The organism is Evansella sp. AB-rgal1, assembly GCF_041820985.1.
Taxonomy (GTDB): domain Bacteria; phylum Bacillota; class Bacilli; order Bacillales; family Salisediminibacteriaceae; genus Evansella.
Genome location: NZ_JBGUAU010000012.1, coordinates 154,873 through 177,002, shown reverse-complemented (window position 1 = coordinate 177,002; position 22,130 = coordinate 154,873). Strand labels below are relative to the sequence as shown.

The window sequence follows — 22,130 nt, the reverse complement described above, 5'->3', positions numbered from 1 at the left end:
GAAAGTAAAATGTAAATAATGTTAGGTAAAACTTGTATAAATCAGTACTTGAATGGTGGCTAATACCTAAAATTAGAAGAAGTTTTTATCCAATAAAATATTTTTGAGCATTTATTCACAAAATTGTCGAAAAGTATAGTAAAATAGATCTTGTGCCATAAAGTAAGAATTGTTTATTCAATTGTTCACTTATGCATATGTTTTTTTCCGTAGAAGGAGGATTTCCAATCTGTTTGGCGAATCCTTGTTATGGGAATTTCAAAATAGGAAGGGTGTAACTACAAAAACTTTCGTAGTTATATCTACTACTCATTAAGGAGGCTGGCTATGAATATCCATGAGTATCAAGGGAAAGAAGTATTAAGAGCATATGGCGTTCAAGTACCAAATGGGAAAGTTGCTTACTCTGTTGACGAAGCAGTAGAAGCAGCGAAAGAATTAGGTACTGCTGTAACCGTTGTCAAGGCCCAAATCCACGCAGGTGGTCGAGGAAAAGCTGGTGGTGTAAAGGTAGCAAAAAATCTTGATGAGGTACGTACATACGCAGACGAAATTTTAGGGAAGACACTAGTTACACATCAAACAGGACCTGCAGGTAAAGAAGTAAAACGACTTCTTATCGAAGAGGGATGTGACATTCAAAGTGAATATTACATTGGACTTGTAGTTGACCGTGCCACAGATCGTATCGTAATGATGGGTTCTGAAGAAGGTGGAACGGAAATTGAAGAGGTGGCAGAAAAAACACCTGAAAAAATCTTTAAAGAAGTGGTGGATCCTGTTGTTGGATTAATGCCATATCAAGCAAGAAGGTTAGCATTTAATATTAATATTCCGAAAGATTTAGTTCGTGAAGCAGTTAAGTTTATGATGGGTCTATATCAAGTATTTGTAGACAAAGATTGCTCTATCGCTGAGATTAACCCTCTTGTAACAACAGGAGATGGTAAAGTAATGGCATTAGATGCAAAGTTAAACTTTGACTCCAATGCACTGTATCGTCAAAAAGGTATTTTAGAGTATCGCGATTTAGATGAAGAAGATCCAAAGGAAATTGAAGCTTCTAAATTCGACTTAAGTTATATTTCTTTAGACGGTAATATCGGTTGTATGGTTAATGGTGCGGGGCTTGCTATGGCTACAATGGACATCATTAAGCATTATAACGGTGACCCAGCAAACTTCCTTGATGTAGGAGGCGGTGCTACAAAGGAAAAGGTTACAGAAGCATTTAAAATCATTTTATCTGATGAAAATGTAAAAGGAATTTATGTAAATATTTTCGGTGGAATTATGAAATGTGATGTAATTGCTGAAGGTGTTGTAGCTGCCACGAAAGAAGTGGGCTTAGAGATTCCACTTGTCGTTCGACTAGAAGGAACGAATGTTGATCTAGGAAAGAAAATCTTACAAGAATCAGGACTTGATATAACAGCTGCAGATTCTATGGCAGATGGCGCTGAAAAAATCGTTTCTCTAGTGAAAGCGTAGAAAGGTGGGGGGATAATATGAGCATCTTAATTAATAAAGATACAAAACTTATCGTTCAAGGTATCACAGGAGCAACAGGACTATTTCATACAAAGCAAGCAGTAGAATATGGTACAAATGTAGTAGGTGGTGTTACTCCTGGTAAAGGAGGAACAGAGGTTGAAGGGATTCCTGTTTTTGATACTGTATCAGACGCAGTGGCAAAAACTGGTGCCAATGCATCGGTAATTTATGTTCCACCTCCGTTCGCAGCAGATGCAATTATGGAAGCCGCGGATGCAGGAATTGAGCTTGTAATCACAATTACAGAAGGTATCCCAGTTACAGACATGGTAAAAGTAAAACGTTACCTTGAAGGGAAAAGTACTCGTTTAATTGGACCGAACTGCCCAGGTGTTATTACGCCAGAAGAATGTAAAATTGGTATTATGCCAGGATACATTCATAAAAAAGGTCATGTGGGTGTTGTATCACGTTCAGGTACATTAACGTATGAAGCGGTTCATCAGCTATCTACAGAGGGAATTGGGCAATCTACTGCAGTAGGTATTGGTGGAGACCCAGTTAATGGAACAAACTTTATCGATGTATTAAAGTTATTTAATGAAGATGAAGATACGTATGCAGTAATTATGATTGGTGAAATTGGTGGTACTGCAGAGGAAGAAGCTGCAGAGTGGATTAAAGCCAATATGAAAAAACCAGTTGTGGGCTTCATCGGTGGTAAAACAGCACCTCCTGGAAAGCGTATGGGTCATGCTGGTGCCATTATTTCTGGTGGAAAAGGTACTGCCGCAGAAAAAATTAAAACCCTTGAATTTGCTGGTGTAAAAGTAGCAGAAACTCCTGCAGTAATGGGTGAAACGTTAATTTCTGTTTTAAAGGAAACTGGTTTATATGAAAAGTGTGTAACACACAAATAGATAGTACTGCTGGCTCAAAGGAATTTTACCTTGAGTCAGCAAACTTTTTTTGCCTCCACATCTTCTCATTTCTTCAAATATCCTCGAAAGGACGATGTTTCTTGAACACAAATGAATTACATTTACTTCACCTCCATTACAGTTGTGGTGGTAATTTTCGTTTAGTGAAAAAATATTATGAATACGACCCATCGTTTTCCAAACTATACTTGTTGTCAACAGAGAACTTAGCAAAGATTTTAGGAATACAAATAAGTAAAGCTTCTACAATAGCAAATCATTTAACAAGTGTTTCTATTCAATCTATCCTCGATGATTTATCCACAAAAAACATTTCCTATGTCACTGTTTTTGATCATGATTATCCAATATTATTGAAAAATATATATGATCCTCCTTGGGTTATATATTATCAAGGTGATTTTTCTTTGTTTCACAACCAACCACTATTAAGTGTTGTAGGTACACGACATCCTAGTAGTTATATTCAGGATGAGTTAAAAATCATCCTTCAACCTGTTATTCATAAAGGGATTTCCATCGTAAGTGGGTTAGCTTTAGGAGTAGACCGAATGGCTCATCATTTGACTATTGAAGAGAAAGGTCATACTATTGCAGTATTAGGTTATGGGTTAAATTGGATATATCCCCATTCCAATGCTTCATTGTTTCATGAAATACGAAGAAATCATCTTCTAATTTCGGAATATCCACCCTTCGTTCGCCCTCAAAAGTGGCACTTTCCTGAAAGGAATCGTATAATTAGTGGATTATCTAATGCAACGTTTGTAGTAGAAGCAAAAGAAAAAAGTGGGTCGTTGATAACTAGTGACCTTGCATTACAGCAAGGGCGGGATGTCTTTGCATTACCAGGAAGAATATCCGATAGTGAATCACTTGGTACAAACAAGCTTATTCAAGAAGGGGCTAAAATAATTCTAAGAGCGAATGATATACTAGAGGAATATTTCACTTATTAAATGTGAAACAATGAGAGATAGTATTAGAAATACATAAATAGTTTTCTAATATTCAAAAAATATTTTATCCAGATAAATGTTGATATATAGAGGGTGAATCAATATATTTTATTTAAATATTCTTACATCATGTTTGACAAATCAGCAAAGAGTGTTTAATAATAGGGAAGATTTTACTTTACATTTTTATATATATTCATTAGGGAATAATAACAGGAAGACTATTAAGTTTTTCTAGTAATTTACCTCTGAAGGGGGAGGAAATAGGGTATGTCCGATTACTTAGTGATCGTGGAATCACCCGCTAAAGCGAAGACGATAGGAAAATATCTAGGGAAAAAATATGCTGTTAAAGCATCTATGGGTCATGTTATTGATCTTCCAAAAAGTCAAATGGGAGTAGATGTAGAGGAAGGGTTTTCCCCTAAATATATAACGATTCGCGGAAAAGGTCCGATATTAAAGGAATTAAAGGCTGCAGCGAAAAAAGCAAAACGCATATATCTCGCAGCTGACCCCGACCGTGAAGGTGAAGCAATTGCATGGCATTTAGCTCATAGTTTAAATATTGATGAAACTTCGGAATGTAGGGTCGTATTTAATGAAATAACACAACAAGCGATTAAAGATTCATTTAAAAGACCTCGAACCATTGATATGAACTTAGTTGATGCTCAGCAAGCTCGCAGAGTGTTAGATCGTCTCGTAGGGTATAACATTAGTCCACTATTATGGAAGAAAGTGAAAAAAGGTTTAAGCGCAGGTAGAGTTCAATCTGTAGCGGTGAAAATGATAATTGACCGTGAAAAAGAGATTAAACAATTTGATCCTGTGGAATATTGGTCTATTGATGCAAAATTTACGAAAGATGGACAAGAGTTTGAAGCGAAATTTGTTTCTATTGACGGTGAGAAGATAGAATTATCTTCAGAAGATGATGTGAATCGTGTCTTAAAAGTTTTATCTGGCAAGTCATTTACTATAGAATCAGTGAAAAAACGGGAAAGACGAAGAAATCCTGTCGTACCTTTCACAACTTCGTCATTACAGCAAGAAGCTGCTAGGAAACTAAATTTCCGTGCTAAGAAAACTATGATGTTAGCTCAACAGCTGTACGAAGGTATTGATTTAGGAAAAGAAGGAACTGTCGGTTTAATCACATACATGAGAACGGATTCCACTAGACTGTCAGAAACAGCGAAAGCAGAAGCAAAGGATTATATTGAGTCTAATTTTGGAAAAGAGTACATCAACCAAGAAGATGTAAAAACAAAACAAAGCTCTAATTCACAAGATGCTCACGAAGCAATTCGACCAACATCTGTTGCATTGGATCCAAAGTCTGTAAAATCATTCTTGAGTCGGGATCAATTGCGATTATATAAACTTATATGGGAACGCATGGTTGCAAGTCAAATGGCACCGGCTATTCTTGATACGATGTCTGTAGATCTAGTGAACAACGGGGTTATGTTCAGGGCAACTGGTTCTAAATTAAAGTTCCAAGGTTTTATGAAGGTATATATTGAAGGCAACGATGACGGTAAAAAAGAAGAAGATCGTTTACTTCCAGAAATGAATGAAGGGGAGAAAGCGAAAGCTGATAACATAGATCCAAATCAGCATTTCACACAGCCACCTCCAAGGTATTCAGAGGCTCGATTAGTGAAAACGATGGAAGAGCTAGGTATAGGTCGCCCATCTACCTATGCACCGACGTTAGATACGATTCAACGTAGGGGATATGTTGCTCTTGAGGAAAAACGTTTTGTCCCAACTGAATTAGGGGAGATTGTTCTAGAATTAATTGAAGAATTTTTCCCAGAAATACTAAATGTTGATTTCACTGCGAAAATGGAGAATGATTTAGACTCCATTGAGGATGGAAAAGAACAATGGGTCCATGTTATTGATCATTTTTATCATGACTTTGAAAAGCGTCTGAAAAAAGCAGAAGAAGAAATGAAAGAAGTGGAAATTAAAGACGAACCCGCTGGTGAAGATTGTGAAAAATGTGGTCATGAAATGGTCTATAAAATGGGTAGGTTCGGTAAATTTATGGCATGTTCCAACTTCCCAGATTGTCGCAATACAAAAGCAATTGTGAAAGAAGTTGGTGTTAAATGCCCGCAATGTCACGAAGGAAATGTGGTTGAAAGAAAGAGTAAGAAACGAAGAATATTTTATGGATGTGATCGCTATCCTGAATGTGAATTTATTTCTTGGGATAAACCTATCGCAAGAAAATGTCCAAAATGTGATCATATGTTAGTCGAGAAGAAGACGAAAAAAGGTGTGAACGTACAATGCGTGCATTGTGATTATAAAGAAGAGCAAAATTAAATCATAAAAGCAGCTCAGGGTGTCTTTAAAAGCGTAACATTGCTTTTGAAGGCACCCTGAAAAATGAAAGAGGAGGCTTTCCGTTGAAGCAACATGTAAATGTCATCGGAGCAGGATTAGCTGGAAGTGAAGCAGCATGGCAACTTGCTAAGAGGGGTATACCGGTAAACTTGTATGAAATGAGACCAAAGAAACAAACTCCTGCCCATCATACGGACAAGTTTGCAGAGCTTGTTTGTAGTAATTCGTTACGAGCTAACACTCTAACGAACGCTGTGGGGGTTCTAAAGGAGGAAATGCGATTATTAGATTCTGTCATTATTCAATCTGCAGATGATTGTTCCGTACCTGCTGGAGGAGCTCTAGCGGTGGATCGTCATGAATTTGCAGCACTAGTAACGGAACGGGTGAAAAACCATCCCCTAGTCACAGTTTTAGAAGAAGAGGTAACTGCTATACCCGAAGGGCCGACCGTAATTAGTACTGGTCCATTAACTTCAGAAGCATTATCCAATGAGTTAAAAAAGCTTACTGGAGAAGAATATTTGTATTTTTATGATGCTGCTGCGCCGATTATTGAGGCTGATTCTATCGATCGAGAAAAGGTATATTTAAAATCACGATATGATAAGGGGGAAGCGGCTTATTTAAATTGTCCAATGACAGAAGAAGAATTTGATCGTTTTTACGAAGCACTTATTGAGGCAGAAACAGTTCCTTTAAAGGAATTTGAAAAAGAAATGTTTTTTGAAGGCTGTATGCCAATTGAAGTGATGGCAAAACGAGGACGGAAAACTATGCTTTTCGGACCGATGAAGCCTGTAGGACTAGAAGATCCGAAAACGGGAAAACGTCCATTTGCTGTTGTTCAGCTAAGACAAGACAATAGTTCTGGAACGTTGTATAATATTGTAGGGTTTCAAACTCACTTAAAGTGGGGACCTCAAAAAGAAGTTCTTCAACTCATACCTGGCTTGGAAAATGCAGAAATCGTACGATATGGTGTTATGCATCGAAATACATTTATCAACTCTCCAAACTTATTAAGTCCAACGTATCAATATAAAGATAGAAAAGACCTATTTTTTGCTGGACAAATGACAGGTGTAGAGGGCTATGTAGAATCTGCTGCAGCTGGTATAATTGCAGGTATAAATGCTTCAAGATTAGTGAATGGAGAAGAAACTCTTGTTTTCCCAGAAGAAACTGTTATTGGGTCTATGGCTAATTACATTACAAATGCAAATTCAAAGAACTTTCAACCAATGAATGCGAATTTTGGTCTTCTTCCTCCATTCGAAAAGCGAATTAAAAATAAACAAGAACGTAATTCACAATTAGCTGATAGAGCATTAAGGACAATTCAGAATTTTGTGAAAAAATTGTAAAGTTTATTGAAAGAGCTACTAAATTGTGTTACTATTTAGTAGCTCTTAAAGATGAAAAAAGGTATAAATGTTTAACAAATAGTCCATAAATTGATTTATATATATAAAGTAAATGGTAAAGTTGTACAATTGCTCTTAATTATATTACAATCCAATTTGTATATACATTTATGTGTATGGCTGAACATGCTTTCGTCACTACATATTAATGCTATCTTCCACACATGAACGACAAGGAATGGAACGATATACCATACATCCATCATAAGAGCTCTAATGAAGGAGGTTTACAATGGAGCAAATTCGAGGAACTACAATATTTGCTGTAAAGCACAATGGCACTTGTGCAATGGCAGGTGATGGGCAGGTTACATTTGGTAATGCCGTAGTTATGAAACATACCGCTAAGAAGGTAAGAAAGTTATATCGTGGAAAAGTAGTTGCAGGTTTTGCGGGATCTGTTGCGGATGCGTTTACGTTAGCAGAAAAATTTGAACAGAAACTAGAAGAATTCTCTGGAAACCTTCAGCGAGCAGCTGTGGAATTGGCCAAAGAATGGAGAAGCGACCGAGTTTTGCGTAAACTTGAAGCAATGCTTATTGTAATGGATAAGTCCAATTTATACTTAATTGCAGGTACAGGTGAAGTCATTGAACCTGATGACGGTATTTTATCAATTGGATCAGGTGGAAATTATGCATTATCTGCCGGGAGAGCGCTTAAGGAGTATGCACCTCACTTAACAGCAAAAGAAATTGCTTTGGCTTCCTTAAAAACTGCTGCAGATATATGCGTTTATACAAATGATCAAATCATCGTTGAGGAACTTCATGAGTAGTCAACCCTTACCTCAAAAGAAGGAGGAAATAGGATGAGTGAAACATTAACGCCACGCCAAATTGTAGAAAAGCTAAATCAATATATTGTAGGTCAAGATAAAGCGAAAAAATCTGTTGCTGTTGCTTTACGTAATCGTTATCGAAGAAATCAATTAGATGAAACACTTCGTGAAGAAATTACGCCTAAAAATATATTAATGATAGGACCAACTGGTGTTGGGAAAACAGAGATTGCACGTCGTTTAGCAAAGCTAGTTGGTGCACCGTTTGTTAAAGTGGAAGCGACAAAATTTACAGAGGTTGGTTATGTAGGTCGTGACGTAGAGTCGATGGTTCGTGACCTTGTAGAAACGTCTATCCGATTAGTAAAAGAAGAGAAAATGAGTACTGTTCAATCTCAAGCTGAACAAAATGCCAATCAGAGAATTGTTGATTTACTAGTTCCATCAAGAAAAAAAGAATCAAATATTCGTAATCCTTTTGAGATGCTCTTTCAAGGGAATAATGAAAATGATAATGAAGATACGGTAAGTGAGCAAGAGGAAGATTCTCTAAGTAATCTAAGGAAGAAGATGGCTCAAAAGTTAGCATTGGGTGAATTAGAAGATAAATATGTAACAATAGAAGTAAATGAGCAACAATCATCGAACTTACTAGATATGTTTCAAGGTTCTGGTATGGAGCAAATGGGCATGAATATGCAAGATTTATTTGGTGGTATGGTACCAAAACGAAAGAAAAAAAGAAAATTAACTGTACGTGAAGCGAGAAAAGTGTTAACAATAGATGAGGCACAGAAGCTTATAGACATGGATGAAGTAACTCAAGATGCAGTTTCGAGGGCGGAGCAATTGGGAATTATCTTTATTGATGAAATCGATAAAGTTGCTGGAAAAGGGGAAAAGCAATCCGCGGATGTTTCAAGAGAAGGTGTACAACGTGATATTTTACCTATAGTTGAAGGTTCGACAGTTATAACAAAGTATGGTCCGGTAAAAACAGACCACGTGTTATTCGTTGCTGCTGGGGCGTTTCACTTTTCAAAACCTTCTGACTTAATTCCGGAGCTCCAAGGGCGTTTTCCGATTCGTGTAGAGTTAGCTAGCTTAACTGTTGATGATTTTGTAAGAATATTAGTAGACCCACATAACGCTTTGGTGAAACAATATCAAGCACTTTTGGGTACAGAAGGAATAAAATTGAAATTTTCTGACGATGCTATTTATAAAATTGCCTTAATCGCAACAGAAGTAAATGAGGAAACGGAAAATATCGGTGCAAGGAGACTTCATACTATTCTTGAAAAGCTACTAGAAGACCTCTCTTTTGAGGCTTCAGAAGTTAATCTCGAGGAAGTTGTCATTACCAAAGCGTATGTGGAAGAAAAGCTTCAAGATGTTGCCAAAAATCGCGATTTAAGTCAATACATCTTATAATATTTGGAGGAGAAATAATGGATCTACTATCAAAAACAAGAAGAATTAATGAATTATTACAGAAAAGTGGAGGGCAAGCGGTAAATTTCAAGGATATGGCCGTCACTTTACGAGATGTTATTGAATCAAATGTTTTTATTGTAAGTAGAAGAGGGAAGTTACTTGGATACTCAATTAAACAAGAAATAGAAAATCAAAGAATGAAGCAAATGTTAGAGGAAAGACAATTCCCTGAAGAATATACAAATGGACTTTTTAAGATAGAAGAAACTTCTTCTAATCTTGATGTTAATAGTGAGTTTACTGCTTTTCCTGTAGAAAACAAAGACTTGTTTGCAAGTGGATTAACTACGATTGTTCCGATTTCTGGTGGAGGACAACGCCTAGGAACGTTAATCTTAGCTCGTCTCGAGCGTTCTTTTGATGATGATGACCTTTTGCTTGCTGAATATGGTTCCACAGTTGTTGGAATGGAAATCTTACATGAGAAAACAGAAGAAATTGAGCAAGAAGCAAGAAGTAAAGCTGTTGTTCAAATGGCAATTAGTTCACTATCATATAGTGAATTGGAAGCTGTAGAACACATCTTCGAAGAATTAGATGGTAATGAAGGCTTACTTGTTGCAAGTAAGATTGCTGACCGAGTTGGAATTACAAGATCAGTTATTGTAAACGCCCTGAGAAAGCTGGAAAGTGCAGGGGTAATTGAGTCTCGCTCATTGGGAATGAAAGGAACCTATATTAAAGTTCTAAATAACAAATTCCTTTTTGAGTTAGATAAGTTAAAGAACTAGAACTAGTATTAGCCCCATACTTTATTAAAAATAAGTAGAGAAAGACCTAACTGAAACTATTAGTTAGGTTTTTTTGTTGTAAAGGAAACTATAATTTTTTGACCTGTGGATAACTAGTTCCGTCATGGGAAGAAAACCATCTTCAGCGCATACTTGCTCCTCGGTAACTCTTTCGCAAAGCTGCATAGAAGCTTATTCAGGTAGTTCTTCGCTCGAGATCAAATGTTCTGCCAGATATAAAAGTGTAAGATCGCACTTTAATCTGGCAGAACATTTGCTTTTCGCCGATAGGCGGGCGCCTTGCGCTTTCTTATTGTTATACTTTAAGAATGTTTAATTTACGTAAATATTACTCACAAGGTTAGTAAAAATAGATAAGTTAACCACTAATTGGGATTTCGTATTTTTAGTTAGAAATAATAAGGTGAGTATATAGTACATTTGTACCAATTTATGCGTAGGAAATCAGGATTATCTAATATAAAATTGACAAGTTTAAAAGAATTTCATAAAAAACGACAAAAATCTTGTTGATTCGAGTATAATTGTTTTAGTTTCGAAAACTATTGAAAGTCTTATTAGTACTTTTAACGTAGTTATTGCAAGGGGGTTGTGTTTAATGGAATTACTTAATAATTCAACTACTAGATTACTCCAAACAGCGTTGAATTCGTCTATGGTACGACAACAAGCTATTTCCCACAATATAGCTAACATAGATACACCTAATTATAAAGCAAAGAATGTTGTTTTTGAGAATGAGTTACAACAAGCGGTTGCAAATCAAAGAGTAAAAGCATATCGAACTGATTCGCGACATTTAGAATTTGGGGGTCACCTAAACAATATGGGAACCCGTGTAACTGAGAGAAATAATAGTCAATATAATCATAATGGAAATAACGTCGACATTGACTTAGAAATGGCAGAATTAGCGAAAAATCAAATTTATTATAATGCACTTATTGATAGATTGAATGGTCGATTTAATAGTATTCGCACCGTTCTTGGGCAAGGGAGGTAAACATAAATGTCAATTTTTAATGGAATGAATGTATCTGCATCTGCGTTAACAGCGCAGCGGTTACGTATGGATGTAGTTTCTGCTAATATTGCTAATGCAGAGACTACTAGAGGGAAGCTAGTTGATGGGGAATGGCAACCTTATCAAAGAAAAATGGTTGTTATGGAACCAAATCAATCTTCCTTTGCTTCACACTTGAGCAAGGCTATGGGAAGTAATGAAGCAATAAATGGAGTTAAAGTGAGGGCAATAATAGAAGACCAAACACCTTTTAAACTTGTCTATCAACCTGAACATCCAGACGCAAATGAAGATGGATATATTCAACTACCTAATGTTGACCCATTAAAAGAAATGATTGACTTAATAGGTACGACAAGGTCATATGAGGCAAATGTTACAGCATTAGATGCACATAAAAATATGCTGTTAAAAGCACTGGAAATTGGTAGATAACGGCAACGATAAGGGGTTATAAACTATGAACGTATCTGGGTTACAAAACTTACATTCTATTATGAAACCTATAAATACATCACCATCAGCGAAACCATACGAAGGACAAAAGGCGTTTAGTGCATGGCTTAATGAATCCATAAAAAATGTAAATCAAGCGCAAATACAGTCTCAGATAGCGACAGAGAAATTTGTTAGAGGAGAAAATATACAATTACATGATGTAATGATTACAGCTCAAAAAGCTAGTGTCTCTTTACAAACTACAGTAGAAATACGCAATAAAGTAATTGAATCATATCAGGAAATTATGAGGATGCAAGTATAAAAACATTATTTTAACTGCTATATATATTATCGTCTTATTGGTAATTTATTTAATACTTACTGTAAAAAAATGAATAATTTACATTATAAATTTCAAAGCAGGAAATTCGGGGGTAAACATGAACGAGAAGTTTAATGAATATAAAAAGAAAACTACCGAATTCTGGCAGGGAAGGACGAAAACACAACAAGGATTGTATATTGGCACTATAGCAATTATTGTGTTAGTTTTCATCACGTTCATGTGGTTCAGCTCACGAACAAGTTATGTACCACTTTATTCGAACTTAACTGTTCAAGAGACGGGAGAAATAAAAGCCACGTTAGATGCTAGAGGGGTAACATCACAGATTAGTAATGGAGGAACAACAATATCCGTTCCAGAACCTATGGTAGAAGAGTTGACTGTTAGTTTAGCGGCAGAAGGTGTTCCAAGAACTGGTCGTATCGACTACTCTACTTTTCGTGATAATATGGGGTTCGGTACAACAGATAATGAATTTCAATTGTTAGAAAGAGCTGCTCTTCAAACTTCCATTGAAGATGTGATTAGGAATATTAACGGTGTAAGTCATGCTCAAGTAATGATTACAATGCCTGAAGAAAGCTTATGGTTAATGGATGATAAAGGGGAAGCTACAGCATCAGTTTTGTTACAAGTCCAACCAGGCTATCGATTAGAACAATCACAAATTCGAGCATTATATCATCTAGTTTCAAAGAGTGTTCCAAGTCTCCCACTAGAAAATATTATGATTATGGATCAAATGGGGCAATTTTTAGAGCTTGATGATAATCAATCGATCGTTAATTCGACACTTACTTTATTTGAACAGCAGCGAAATATACAGCGTGACATTGAAAGAGATATACAGAGACAAGTCCAACAAATGATAGGAACGTTAGTAGGTCCAGATAAAGTAGTTGTATATGTATCAACCGATATTGACTTCACTCAAGAAAATCGCCAAGAACAGATTGTAACTCCAGTAAATGAAGAGAATATGTCTGGGATTGCACTTAGTATAGAAAGAATAACAGAAACATTTACAGGGGATGAAGAAGCAGAAGGTGGTATACCAGGTACGGGTGAGACAGATATTCCAGGCTATCCCGGTGTTTTAGGTGGCTCACGAGGCGATTATGAACGAATGGAAGAACGGATTAACAACGAAGTGAATCGAATTCATAGAGAAATAACAGAAAGTCCTTATAAAATTCGAGATATAGGTATTCAAGTTCTCGTAGAACCACCCAATCCGGAAGACCCTGCAACATTACCAGCTGAACGTCTAGACGCTATTCAGCAAGTACTAGGACAAATTGTAAGAACATCTATTGATGGTGAATATACGACTGACTGGAATCAAGGAGATATTGATGAAAGAATCTTCGTATCTTCTCAAGAGTTTTTTGGTAAGGTGCAATTTGAATCACCAACAGTTGCTTCAAGTTATTGGCAGTATATTGTCGGTGGTGTGTTACTTCTGATCATAATCGTCCTTCTGTTTATTTTAATGCGAAGAAGAAAAACGGTAGAGGAAGAAGAGATAGAGAAAGAAGTAACTTATGAAATTCCGATGATTGAGGAAAAGGATTCAGAAGAAAAAGCTCGTCGACGTCAATTAGAGAAATTAGCAAAAGAGAAGCCAGAAGAGTTTTCAAAACTAATTCGAACATGGTTGTCTGAGGAGTAAGGAGGAAATAAAGTGGCGAAGAAAAAAGAATTAACAGGACGAGAGAAGGCTGCCATTTTACTTATCTCTCTTGGTCCAGATGTCTCTGCACAAGTGTATAAACACTTAACAGAAGAGGAGATCGAAAAGCTAACATTAGAAATTGCTGGTGTTAGAAAAGTAGAACCAGACCTAAAGGAAGAAATTCTGGGCCAATTTCATCAACTAGCTATTGCGCAGGATTATATCACACAAGGTGGAATTGGATACGCAAAGAATGTATTAGAAAAAGCCTTGGGTGAAGCAGAAGCAATGGAGATTATTAATCGATTAACATCAACATTGCAAGTAAGACCTTTTGACTTTGCTAGAAAAGCTGACCCTACTCAAATTTTAAATTTTATACAGAATGAGCACCCTCAAACAATAGCGTTAATCTTATCGTATTTAGAGAGTGTTCAAGCTGGACAAATATTGTCTTCTTTACCACAAGAAGTTCAGGCCGATGTTGCAAAACGTATAGCGATTATGGATAGCACATCACCTGAAATTATTAGTGAAGTAGAAAAAATACTAGAGCAAAAACTCTCCGCTACAGTTACGCAAGACTTCACACAAGCTGGTGGAATCGAGGCTGTGGTTGAGGTATTAAATAGTGTTGATAGAAGTACGGAACGAACCATTCTTGACTCATTAGAGATTCAAGATCCTGAATTAGCAGAAGAAATTAAGAAACGGATGTTTGTATTTGAAGATATTGTTACACTGGATAATCGATCAATCCAAAGGGTCATTCGAGATGTAGAAAATGAAGATCTCCAACTTTCCTTAAAGGTTTCTAGTGAGGAAGTAAAAGATACGGTGTTTCATAATATGTCTCAACGAATGGCAGAGACATTCAAGGAAGAAATGGAATTTATGGGACCAGTACGACTTCGTGATGTAGAGGAAGCTCAAATGAGGATTGTAGCAGTCATAAGAAGATTAGAGGAATCTGGTGAAATAGTTATTGCCCGTGGCGGAGGAGACGATATCATTGTCTAAACTGATAAAGTCTAACAATGTGAAACATCCAGTAGGAGATGAAGCAAAAGAAATTAAAGTACGATCAATTAATAAAGCGTATTATCATACTGGTGACGGGGATGTAACTGATAAAGCTAATCAGGAAAAAAGTGATGTTCACTATTTAGAACGGAACCAGGTTCTTCTAGAAGCAGAAAAAGAAGCTGAGCACATTATTTTACATGCTCAAAAAGTAGCTAATGAAACATATCAGGAGTTAGAGCTTTTAAAATCGCAAATTGCCGAAGAAGAACAAAGGCGTTACGAAGCAGCTACTCATGAAGGATATGAAAAAGGGTATGTTGCTGGTGTCGAAGCTGGTAAGAACACGTATGTACAAGAGATAGAGAAAGCTAAAGAGATCATACAGTTAGCAAAAGAAGATTATAATCGCCATATACAAGATTCTGAGCCAGTGATGCTTGAATTAGCATTAGAAGTTGCAAAGAAAATTGTTGGTTCTACATTAAAGGAAACTAGTGATGCTTGGATTCATCTCGTAAAAGAAGCAATATCTGAAGTTAGAGCTCAGAAAGAAATAACAATTTCCGTACACCCATCCAATTATCAGAAGACGTTAGATCATCTAGATGAATTTAAACAGATCGCAATGAACACACATCAGCTCCTTATCTATCCAAATGGAGATTTATCGGAAGGTGCATGTATGATAGAAACCCCATTTGGTCAACTGGAAGCAAGCGTAGATAGTCAGTTGATGGAAATTAAACTGGCTTTGCTTGAGAAGTTAAAAGAAGGGGTAAACCAAAATGCTTAACGACCTAGTAAAGGAAGTTGCTTCCGTTCAACCATTAAAACATTATGGTAAAGTAAGCCAAGTAGTTGGTCTAATGATAGAATCTATCGGTCCTCAAGTATCTGTTGGTGAAATATGCAACATCCTAGTTGGAAAACCACCTTATCGCAAAATAATGGTGGAAGTGGTAGGATTTCGAAATGAAAAAGTGCTATTAATGCCATTTGATCGAATTCAGGATATTGCTCCTGGTAACTTAGTTGAACCAACGAAAAAACCGCTGCAGATAAAAATAGGAACTCCTCTTATTGGTTCTGTTTTAGACGGATTAGGTAGACCTTTTGATGGTAAAGACATAGGAAATGGTCTAGCTTCATTTCCAACAGACAATCCTCCTCCTAACCCATTAAGTCGTCCGCGTATTACAGAGCCATTAAGTCTTGGTGTTCGAGCAATAGATGGACTTTTCACTGTAGGCAAGGGGCAAAGAATTGGAATTTTTGCTGGAAGTGGTGTTGGGAAGAGTACTTTAATGGCAATGATTGCAAAAAACTCTGATGCTGATATAAACGTGATAGCTTTAATCGGTGAACGAGGACGAGAAGTTCGAGATTTTGTAGAGCGTGATCTAGGCCATGAGGGAATGAAAAAGACAATTTTAGTTGTTGCTACTTCAGATCAACCTGCATTGATGCGAATTAAAGGTGCAATGACAGCGACAGCTATTTCAGAGTATTTTCGAAATAAAGGGTTAAACGTAACATTAATGATGGACTCAGTTACGAGGGTTGCTATGGCACAAAGAGAGATTGGCTTGGCGATAGGAGAGCCACCAACTTCAAAAGGATATACACCATCCGTATTTGCTTTATTACCAAGATTGCTAGAACGTAGCGGAACGAACGAAAAAGGAACAATAACTGCTTTTTATACTGTTCTCGTAGACGGTGATGACTTCAATGAACCTATATCAGACACCGTTCGTGGGATTTTAGATGGTCATCTTGTTCTAGATCGGAAGTTAGCTAACAGAGGGCAATTCCCTGCAATTAACGTTCTAACGAGTATAAGCAGAGTGATGAGTGATATTACAGATGGGAATCATCAACACATTGCAGATCGTCTTCGTCATTATCTAGCAATATACCAAGATTCTGAGGATCTACTTAGTATTGGTGCATATAAGCGTGGAACAAATAAAGAATTAGACGAAGCAGTAAGAAGACACCCTGATATCATTCGATATTTAAAACAAGAGGTTAATGAAAATATTACGATCCATGACGCAATTAATCAATTGATAAGAGAGTTCGGGGAGGCGTAATCTCGTGACATTTCAATTTACTTTGCAAAAAGTACTAGATGTAAAAGAGTATGAGAAAAACGAAGCACAAGTAGCTTACCGAGACGCTATGATGAATTTTGAGAAAGTTGCAACGCAATTATATGAACTCTTAAAACAGAAGGAAGTTTTGCTATCATCTTATGAAGATAAATTAGTACAAGGTTTACCAATCGCTTTTATACAGCAAACTCAAAAATCATTAGAGTACTTACAAAGAGAAATTGATAGACTCCAAGTCCAAACACAAAATGCTAGAGCTCTTATGAATGAAAGAGAAAGACGACTTACGGTTACGGCAGTAGATGTAAAGAAATATGAAAAAATGAAGGAAAGAAAGTTGGAAATCTATTTATTAGACCAACGAGAAAAAGAGAATAAATTTGTTGATGAAATTTCTGTTCAACAATATTTGAAGAAATGAAATAGGGTGGACGTATGAACAAAGAGGAACAGCAGCATAGTAAATGGCAATGGTTCTTAATGGTAATTTTTATACCTGCTATTTTTGCTATGATACTAGCAGTCGTACTTTTAAATTATATGGGGGTCAACGTTGGCAGTGGTATACAGCAAGTCATGACGTTTCTACCTTTCCATAGTGAAGAAGAAGATTCCTTTGAAAGTGTATTACAGGATCAAATCGTAACCTTAGAAGAAGAAAATAAGGTACAACAGACTACTATTTCTCAGCTAGAAAGTGATGTATCTAGAAAAGAAAGTAAAATTGATCAATTACAAAATGAACTACAAGCTTTGCTAGAAGAGATGGATATCTTGAAAGTAGAGAATGATAGTAAAAAAGTAGAGATGAAAGATATTGTTCGAACATTTGAGGCAATGACTGCATCCAAGGCAGCAAATATTATAAGTGAATTGGAAGCAGAAGAAGCAGCAAGGTTGCTTAGTGCAATGAATATAGAAGGAAGATCACAAATAATTAGTAGAATGCCCCCAGCGGATGCAGCGGAAATTATTAGTTTGATAACAGAATAATGAGTGTTAAGTTGAAAGGGGGTGAATAATGATGAATGAACTAATGGGTGTAATATGCAATGTAAGAGAGAAAGTTTCTTATGGTACTTCTGCACAAAAAGCAGAAACGAATACATCTTTTAGTAATTTGATAAAGCAATTCATGATATCTGAAGAAGATACGAATGAGTTGACTAGTGCAAAAAACGATCCAATAACATCTAAATTAAACGATATAGATGTTTCAGGAATTTCAATTAACATTTCTATGCTAGAAATGGAAGAAGTATCTCAACTAATTTCACTCTTACCAGATGAATTGGCAAGCGAAACATTGGTTTTACTTGAAAAAAACACTCCAATGGAAGAGTTGCTTCAACACTTAGATAAGTTAAGTCATATTGTTGCAATTGTTATTGCAGGTATACATGGAGAACAAACTCAAGAAACGAATTCATTAAATGAAAGCAGTGTCTTTTCTTTGATAGCAGGACTGGTTACAAGCTATGAATCTAATAACAAGCAGGAAGACCAGATAACCACTTGGGAAATGGTGGGAGCTCAATTAATGAAGCATGTTTCAAAGCAAATTGAAAAGAATACAAAAAATAGTGACTTAGATAGTATCGCTAAACTAGAAAAAAATGAGCAACTATCTATCTTACCATTTCAAAAAATTGTAACTTTAGTAAACTCGACTCCTCAGTTACTAGATGATAAAAATGGTACTCCCATTCTGTTAGGCAATAATACTTTGAATCAGCTAACAGGAACACATCCAGCACTTAGTGTTCAAAATGGTGAACAACAGATGGCACAGAAAGAGTTAGATCAGCAATTACAAAAACAGATACAAAGTATTTTGGCACGTAGTCAATTTAAAAACATAGGGAATGGTGTTCAACAGCTACTAGTAAAACTGCACCCTGAATCACTTGGGAGGTTAGAGATTAATATTCAACAACTTAACGGTATTTTAATTGCTAGGATGGTAACATCCACGGCGACCACTAAAGAAATGCTTGAAGGTCAACTTCAACAGTTACGTAGTGCATTCCAGGCAAATCATCTCCAAGTAGAGAGGATTGAAGTAACACAACAACAAGGACAACAACTTTTGAATAAAGATCCTCAGGAAGAACAGAAACGTCAACAATTCCTACCGGATGATGAGAAAGAAAAGGAATCTACTGAAGGAGATGGGGATAGCTTTTCTGTATTTTTAGAAGAAACCATAAATGTAAAAGTGTAGGTGATGACAATGGTGAATGGCATTTCAAATAGTTTATATCTCACAGACTATCAAAAACAAAAAGCTGAACGGAATACAGGTGATTTAGATAAGGATTCGTTTATGAGAATACTGATTACGCAACTTCAACATCAAGATCCTCTTAATCCGATGGAAGATAGAGAATTTATTTCTCAAATGGCCCAATTTACATCTTTAGAACAAATGACAAATATGAACACTCAGTTTAAAGCATTCATTGATCAACAACAAAACAAATTCGTTTCTCATAGTGAGTTAATTGGTAAACAAGTGGACTGGTTAAGAGAAAGAGTAGATGAAGATGGAACAGTTCGCCAAGATGTTAGTAGCGGAATCGTTACGGGTGTAGCATTTAAAAATGGGAGTGTAGAACTGATAGTGGATAAAGAATATCACATATCAACGAAATCAGTACATGCAGTTAGGCTTCCTAATGACGATAATCAGAAGTAGAGGTGACTGTGGTGAGCAATCAAATTTCGCCTTATCACTTACAAAAACCATTTATAAAAACATTACCTAAAAAGCAGACACTTCACTCTCCTATGACAAATGGAACTTTTCAAGCTATATTAGATGGTTCAATGAAAGGGAATGAACTTAAGCTTAGCAAACATGCCGAAAAAAGATTACATGATCGTGGAATAACTATTTCACCTGAGGTTTGGAACAAAATAAATGTAAAAGTAATAGAAGCACAGAAAAAAGGAGTGGACGATTCATTAGTTTTAACTAATAATGCAGCTTTAGTTGTAAATGCAAAAAATAAAACAGTTATTACTGCAATGGATCGAAACGAAGCACAAGCACAACTATTTACAAACATTTCTGGAGCAATATTGATAGATTAACAAAATAATGGCTGGACCGTTTCGGAAGCCACTTACTGCGGACCGACTGAAGCAGTATATGATTGAAAATTTGGAAGGAGATTACAACAATGTTACGTGCAATGTATTCAGGAATTGGTGGAATGCGAAGTTTTCAAACCAAATTAGATGTAATTGGAAATAACATCGCAAATGTTAATACTACAGGATTTAAAAAAGGGCGGGTAACTTTTCAAGACTTAGTGAGTCAACAAATATCTGGAGCTGCAACTCCGACAGAAAATAGAGGAGGAATTAATCCCACTCAAGTGGGTTTAGGGTCTACAATAGCTTCTATTGATACAATTCAGACGCAAGGATCCTTACAGACTACAGGAAGAAATTTAGATATGGGAATTACAGGAGATGGTTTTTTCATTGCAAATAATGGAGGGCAATCTTATTATACACGAGCAGGTAATTTCTATATTGATGAAGTAGGTAATTTAGTCACTGCTGATGGTTTACGAATTCAAGGTTATCAAGCAGAAGATGGTGTACTTGATACTACTGTTCTCGGATCCTTACAAATTACTTCTGGTCAACTTATGCCACCTACGGCAACAACGGAAGTTCAATTTAAGGGGAATTTGGATGCAAGAGTAGAGCAATCTGATACTCCTTTACAGGGCAATACCTTAACTATGGACCAAATTATGAATGATAGTACTACGATTGTTCCATATCCTATTATAGATTCATTAGGTAATGTTCATCAGTTGGAGTTGGTGTTCCGAAAAACTGGTGAAAATCAATGGCAGGTCGGCCGTATTACGCCTAATCCTAACAACGATCAATATACGTTCAATGCCCTTGGGGATCCTGCACATCGCTTACGACTTGATAATAATGGAAGCTTCCTTGGAGTCGGTGCTGTAGGCGCACCTATTGATCAACTATCGAACTTTGTTACACTTGAGAATTATGCTCATGGTAATGGTGCAGCTGTTTCTAATATCCAACTAGACTTATCCAGAATGTCACAATTTGCTCGTAATACAAATGTGGGACTACACAGTGTAAATGGAAATGAAGATGGAACATTGGAAAGCTATAGTATTTCTCAAACGGGAGAATTAAATGGAGTATTCTCTAATGGTGAAGTTCGCTTATTAGGACAAATAGCCTTAGCTACATTTAACAACCCTGGTGGATTAAGCAAAGCTGGAAGCAACTTATATCAAATTTCTAATAACTCTGGTGAACCACAAATAGGTGGGGCAGGTGGAGATGGCCGTGGAATGCTAACAGGTGGTTCACTAGAAATGTCAAACGTTGACCTTTCGGAAGAATTCACAGAGTTAATTGTAGCTCAACGTGGTTTCCAAGCAAATACGAGAATCATTACTACTTCCGATGAAATTCTACAAGAGTTAGTAAACTTAAAACGATAAGAAAATGAAATTAATGGCTTAGGGTGTTTCCTATTGCTTTAAGCCTACTTGTTAAAGAGGAGGAGACTATTATAGTTTCGCGAATATAGTCGAAAAAAATCGTGATAGAATTAACAAAACTAAACGGTAATATATTTACGTTGAATTCATTATATATTGAACAAATTCAAGCCTTTCCAGACACGACTATTACGTTAACAAATGGAAAGAAGTTAGTGGTAAAAGAGACAGAGATAGAAGTTGTAAAAAAGGTAGAACAGTTTTATCAAAAAATTGGACTAACATCAATTGTAGCTAAAAACAATCAATCAAATGACGGTGGGTGAAAAATATGTTTAAGCAAAGGCTAGTTAACATAATGTTAATCATATTAGTCACTCTAAGCTTAATGGGAGCATTAACACTGGTTCTATATACGCAATTTTTTCAAGAAACCAAAGCAGAAAGTGAAATCTCTATTGATGACATAATAAGAACATCGGTTGAGACAGATGAAATTACAACGAATTTACTTTCCAACCACATAATTCGGACAAGCTTTGTAATTCATCTGGATAACACGAAATCAAAGGAAGAGTTTGAGAAGCGGGATTTTCAAGTAAATAATATTATTATACAAGAACTCGCTGATATGAAAGAAAGTGACTTTAGAGGATCAGAAGGTATTCGTGAATTAGAAGAAAGGGTTCGAGATAGGATCAATGATATTCTGCAAGACGGCTATGTTGTCCATGTTTATATGAACCAACGTATTATTCAATAAAGTTGTAGTAGAGAG

Annotated in this window: 23 protein-coding genes; all 23 read left to right on the top strand. The window is 36.3% G+C overall.

Going from position 1 to position 22,130, the window contains the following annotated elements; translation table 11 throughout:
- The first annotated feature begins 327 nt into the window (after positions 1-327).
- The 23 genes from sucC to fliL all read left to right on the top strand — a co-directional run bounded on the left by sucC (position 328) and on the right by fliL (position 22,115).
- Positions 328-1,491: an ADP-forming succinate--CoA ligase subunit beta gene (gene sucC, locus ACERII_RS12385; protein WP_373642670.1), complete on the top strand. Its 1,164-nt coding sequence runs from the start codon at positions 328-330 to the stop codon at positions 1,489-1,491.
- A gap of 17 nt (positions 1,492-1,508) precedes the next feature.
- Positions 1,509-2,414: a succinate--CoA ligase subunit alpha gene (gene sucD, locus ACERII_RS12380; RefSeq protein WP_373642669.1), complete on the top strand. Its 906-nt coding sequence runs from the start codon at positions 1,509-1,511 to the stop codon at positions 2,412-2,414.
- A gap of 101 nt (positions 2,415-2,515) precedes the next feature.
- A complete protein-coding gene (dprA, locus tag ACERII_RS12375; protein WP_373642668.1) occupies positions 2,516-3,394 on the top strand; it encodes a DNA-processing protein DprA in 879 nt (292 codons plus the stop codon).
- A 270-nt stretch (positions 3,395-3,664) separates the two neighbouring features.
- Entirely contained in the window at positions 3,665-5,737 is a 2,073-nt protein-coding gene (gene topA, locus ACERII_RS12370; protein WP_373642667.1) for a type I DNA topoisomerase, read from the top strand.
- 83 nt (positions 5,738-5,820) lie between these two features.
- Positions 5,821-7,125, top strand: a complete 1,305-nt coding sequence (gene trmFO, locus ACERII_RS12365; RefSeq protein ID WP_373642666.1) for an FADH(2)-oxidizing methylenetetrahydrofolate--tRNA-(uracil(54)-C(5))-methyltransferase TrmFO — start codon at positions 5,821-5,823, stop codon at positions 7,123-7,125.
- A 292-nt stretch (positions 7,126-7,417) separates the two neighbouring features.
- Complete coding sequence (gene hslV / locus ACERII_RS12360; RefSeq protein ID WP_373642665.1) at positions 7,418-7,963, top strand: ATP-dependent protease subunit HslV; 546 nt, start codon at positions 7,418-7,420, stop codon at positions 7,961-7,963.
- Between the two features lie 33 nt (positions 7,964-7,996).
- A complete protein-coding gene (hslU, locus tag ACERII_RS12355; protein ID WP_373642664.1) occupies positions 7,997-9,400 on the top strand; it encodes an ATP-dependent protease ATPase subunit HslU in 1,404 nt (467 codons plus the stop codon).
- 17 nt (positions 9,401-9,417) lie between these two features.
- Positions 9,418-10,194 (top strand): GTP-sensing pleiotropic transcriptional regulator CodY, encoded by a 777-nt coding sequence (codY, locus tag ACERII_RS12350; RefSeq protein ID WP_373642663.1) that lies wholly within the window; start codon positions 9,418-9,420, stop codon positions 10,192-10,194.
- A gap of 619 nt (positions 10,195-10,813) precedes the next feature.
- Positions 10,814-11,218, top strand: coding sequence for a flagellar basal body rod protein FlgB (gene flgB / locus ACERII_RS12345; protein WP_373642662.1), 405 nt, complete (start codon positions 10,814-10,816; stop codon positions 11,216-11,218).
- 6 nt (positions 11,219-11,224) lie between these two features.
- Positions 11,225-11,674, top strand: coding sequence for a flagellar basal body rod protein FlgC (gene flgC, locus ACERII_RS12340; RefSeq protein ID WP_373642661.1), 450 nt, complete (start codon positions 11,225-11,227; stop codon positions 11,672-11,674).
- Positions 11,675-11,735: 61 nt separating this feature from the next.
- Positions 11,736-12,002: a flagellar hook-basal body complex protein FliE gene (fliE, locus tag ACERII_RS12335; RefSeq protein ID WP_483867430.1), complete on the top strand. Its 267-nt coding sequence runs from the start codon at positions 11,736-11,738 to the stop codon at positions 12,000-12,002.
- Between the two features lie 118 nt (positions 12,003-12,120).
- The gene (gene fliF / locus ACERII_RS12330; protein ID WP_373642659.1) at positions 12,121-13,698 is read left to right on the top strand and encodes a flagellar basal-body MS-ring/collar protein FliF; all 1,578 of its coding nucleotides are present in this window, start codon (positions 12,121-12,123) and stop codon (positions 13,696-13,698) included.
- A 12-nt stretch (positions 13,699-13,710) separates the two neighbouring features.
- Positions 13,711-14,721 carry a flagellar motor switch protein FliG gene (gene fliG / locus ACERII_RS12325; RefSeq protein WP_373642658.1) on the top strand — a complete coding sequence of 337 codons (1,011 nt, stop codon included), beginning with the start codon at positions 13,711-13,713 and terminating at the stop codon, positions 14,719-14,721.
- Positions 14,714-15,520: a flagellar assembly protein FliH gene (gene fliH, locus ACERII_RS12320; RefSeq protein WP_373642657.1), complete on the top strand. Its 807-nt coding sequence runs from the start codon at positions 14,714-14,716 to the stop codon at positions 15,518-15,520. The genes fliG and fliH overlap by 8 nt, the downstream gene beginning before the upstream one ends.
- On the top strand, positions 15,513-16,823 hold the full coding sequence (gene fliI / locus ACERII_RS12315; protein WP_373642656.1) for a flagellar protein export ATPase FliI: 1,311 nt from the start codon (positions 15,513-15,515) through the stop codon (positions 16,821-16,823). Before fliH ends, fliI begins: the two co-directional genes overlap by 8 nt.
- A 4-nt stretch (positions 16,824-16,827) precedes the next feature.
- Entirely contained in the window at positions 16,828-17,265 is a 438-nt protein-coding gene (gene fliJ / locus ACERII_RS12310; RefSeq protein WP_373642655.1) for a flagellar export protein FliJ, read from the top strand.
- A 14-nt stretch (positions 17,266-17,279) separates the two neighbouring features.
- Positions 17,280-17,837 carry a MotE family protein gene (locus ACERII_RS12305; RefSeq protein WP_373642654.1) on the top strand — a complete coding sequence of 186 codons (558 nt, stop codon included), beginning with the start codon at positions 17,280-17,282 and terminating at the stop codon, positions 17,835-17,837.
- A 28-nt stretch (positions 17,838-17,865) separates the two neighbouring features.
- Positions 17,866-19,068, top strand: coding sequence for a flagellar hook-length control protein FliK (locus ACERII_RS12300; RefSeq protein WP_373642653.1), 1,203 nt, complete (start codon positions 17,866-17,868; stop codon positions 19,066-19,068).
- Between the two features lie 9 nt (positions 19,069-19,077).
- A complete protein-coding gene (flgD, locus tag ACERII_RS12295) occupies positions 19,078-19,542 on the top strand; it encodes a flagellar hook assembly protein FlgD (RefSeq protein ID WP_373642652.1) in 465 nt (154 codons plus the stop codon).
- Between the two features lie 11 nt (positions 19,543-19,553).
- On the top strand, positions 19,554-19,940 hold the full coding sequence (locus tag ACERII_RS12290; protein WP_373642651.1) for a TIGR02530 family flagellar biosynthesis protein: 387 nt from the start codon (positions 19,554-19,556) through the stop codon (positions 19,938-19,940).
- A gap of 89 nt (positions 19,941-20,029) precedes the next feature.
- Entirely contained in the window at positions 20,030-21,352 is a 1,323-nt protein-coding gene (locus ACERII_RS12285) for a flagellar hook protein FlgE (RefSeq protein ID WP_373642650.1), read from the top strand.
- 101 nt (positions 21,353-21,453) lie between these two features.
- Entirely contained in the window at positions 21,454-21,678 is a 225-nt protein-coding gene (locus ACERII_RS12280) for a flagellar FlbD family protein (RefSeq protein WP_373642649.1), read from the top strand.
- A gap of 5 nt (positions 21,679-21,683) precedes the next feature.
- On the top strand, positions 21,684-22,115 hold the full coding sequence (gene fliL, locus ACERII_RS12275) for a flagellar basal body-associated protein FliL (protein WP_373642648.1): 432 nt from the start codon (positions 21,684-21,686) through the stop codon (positions 22,113-22,115).
- Positions 22,116-22,130 lie beyond the last annotated feature (15 nt).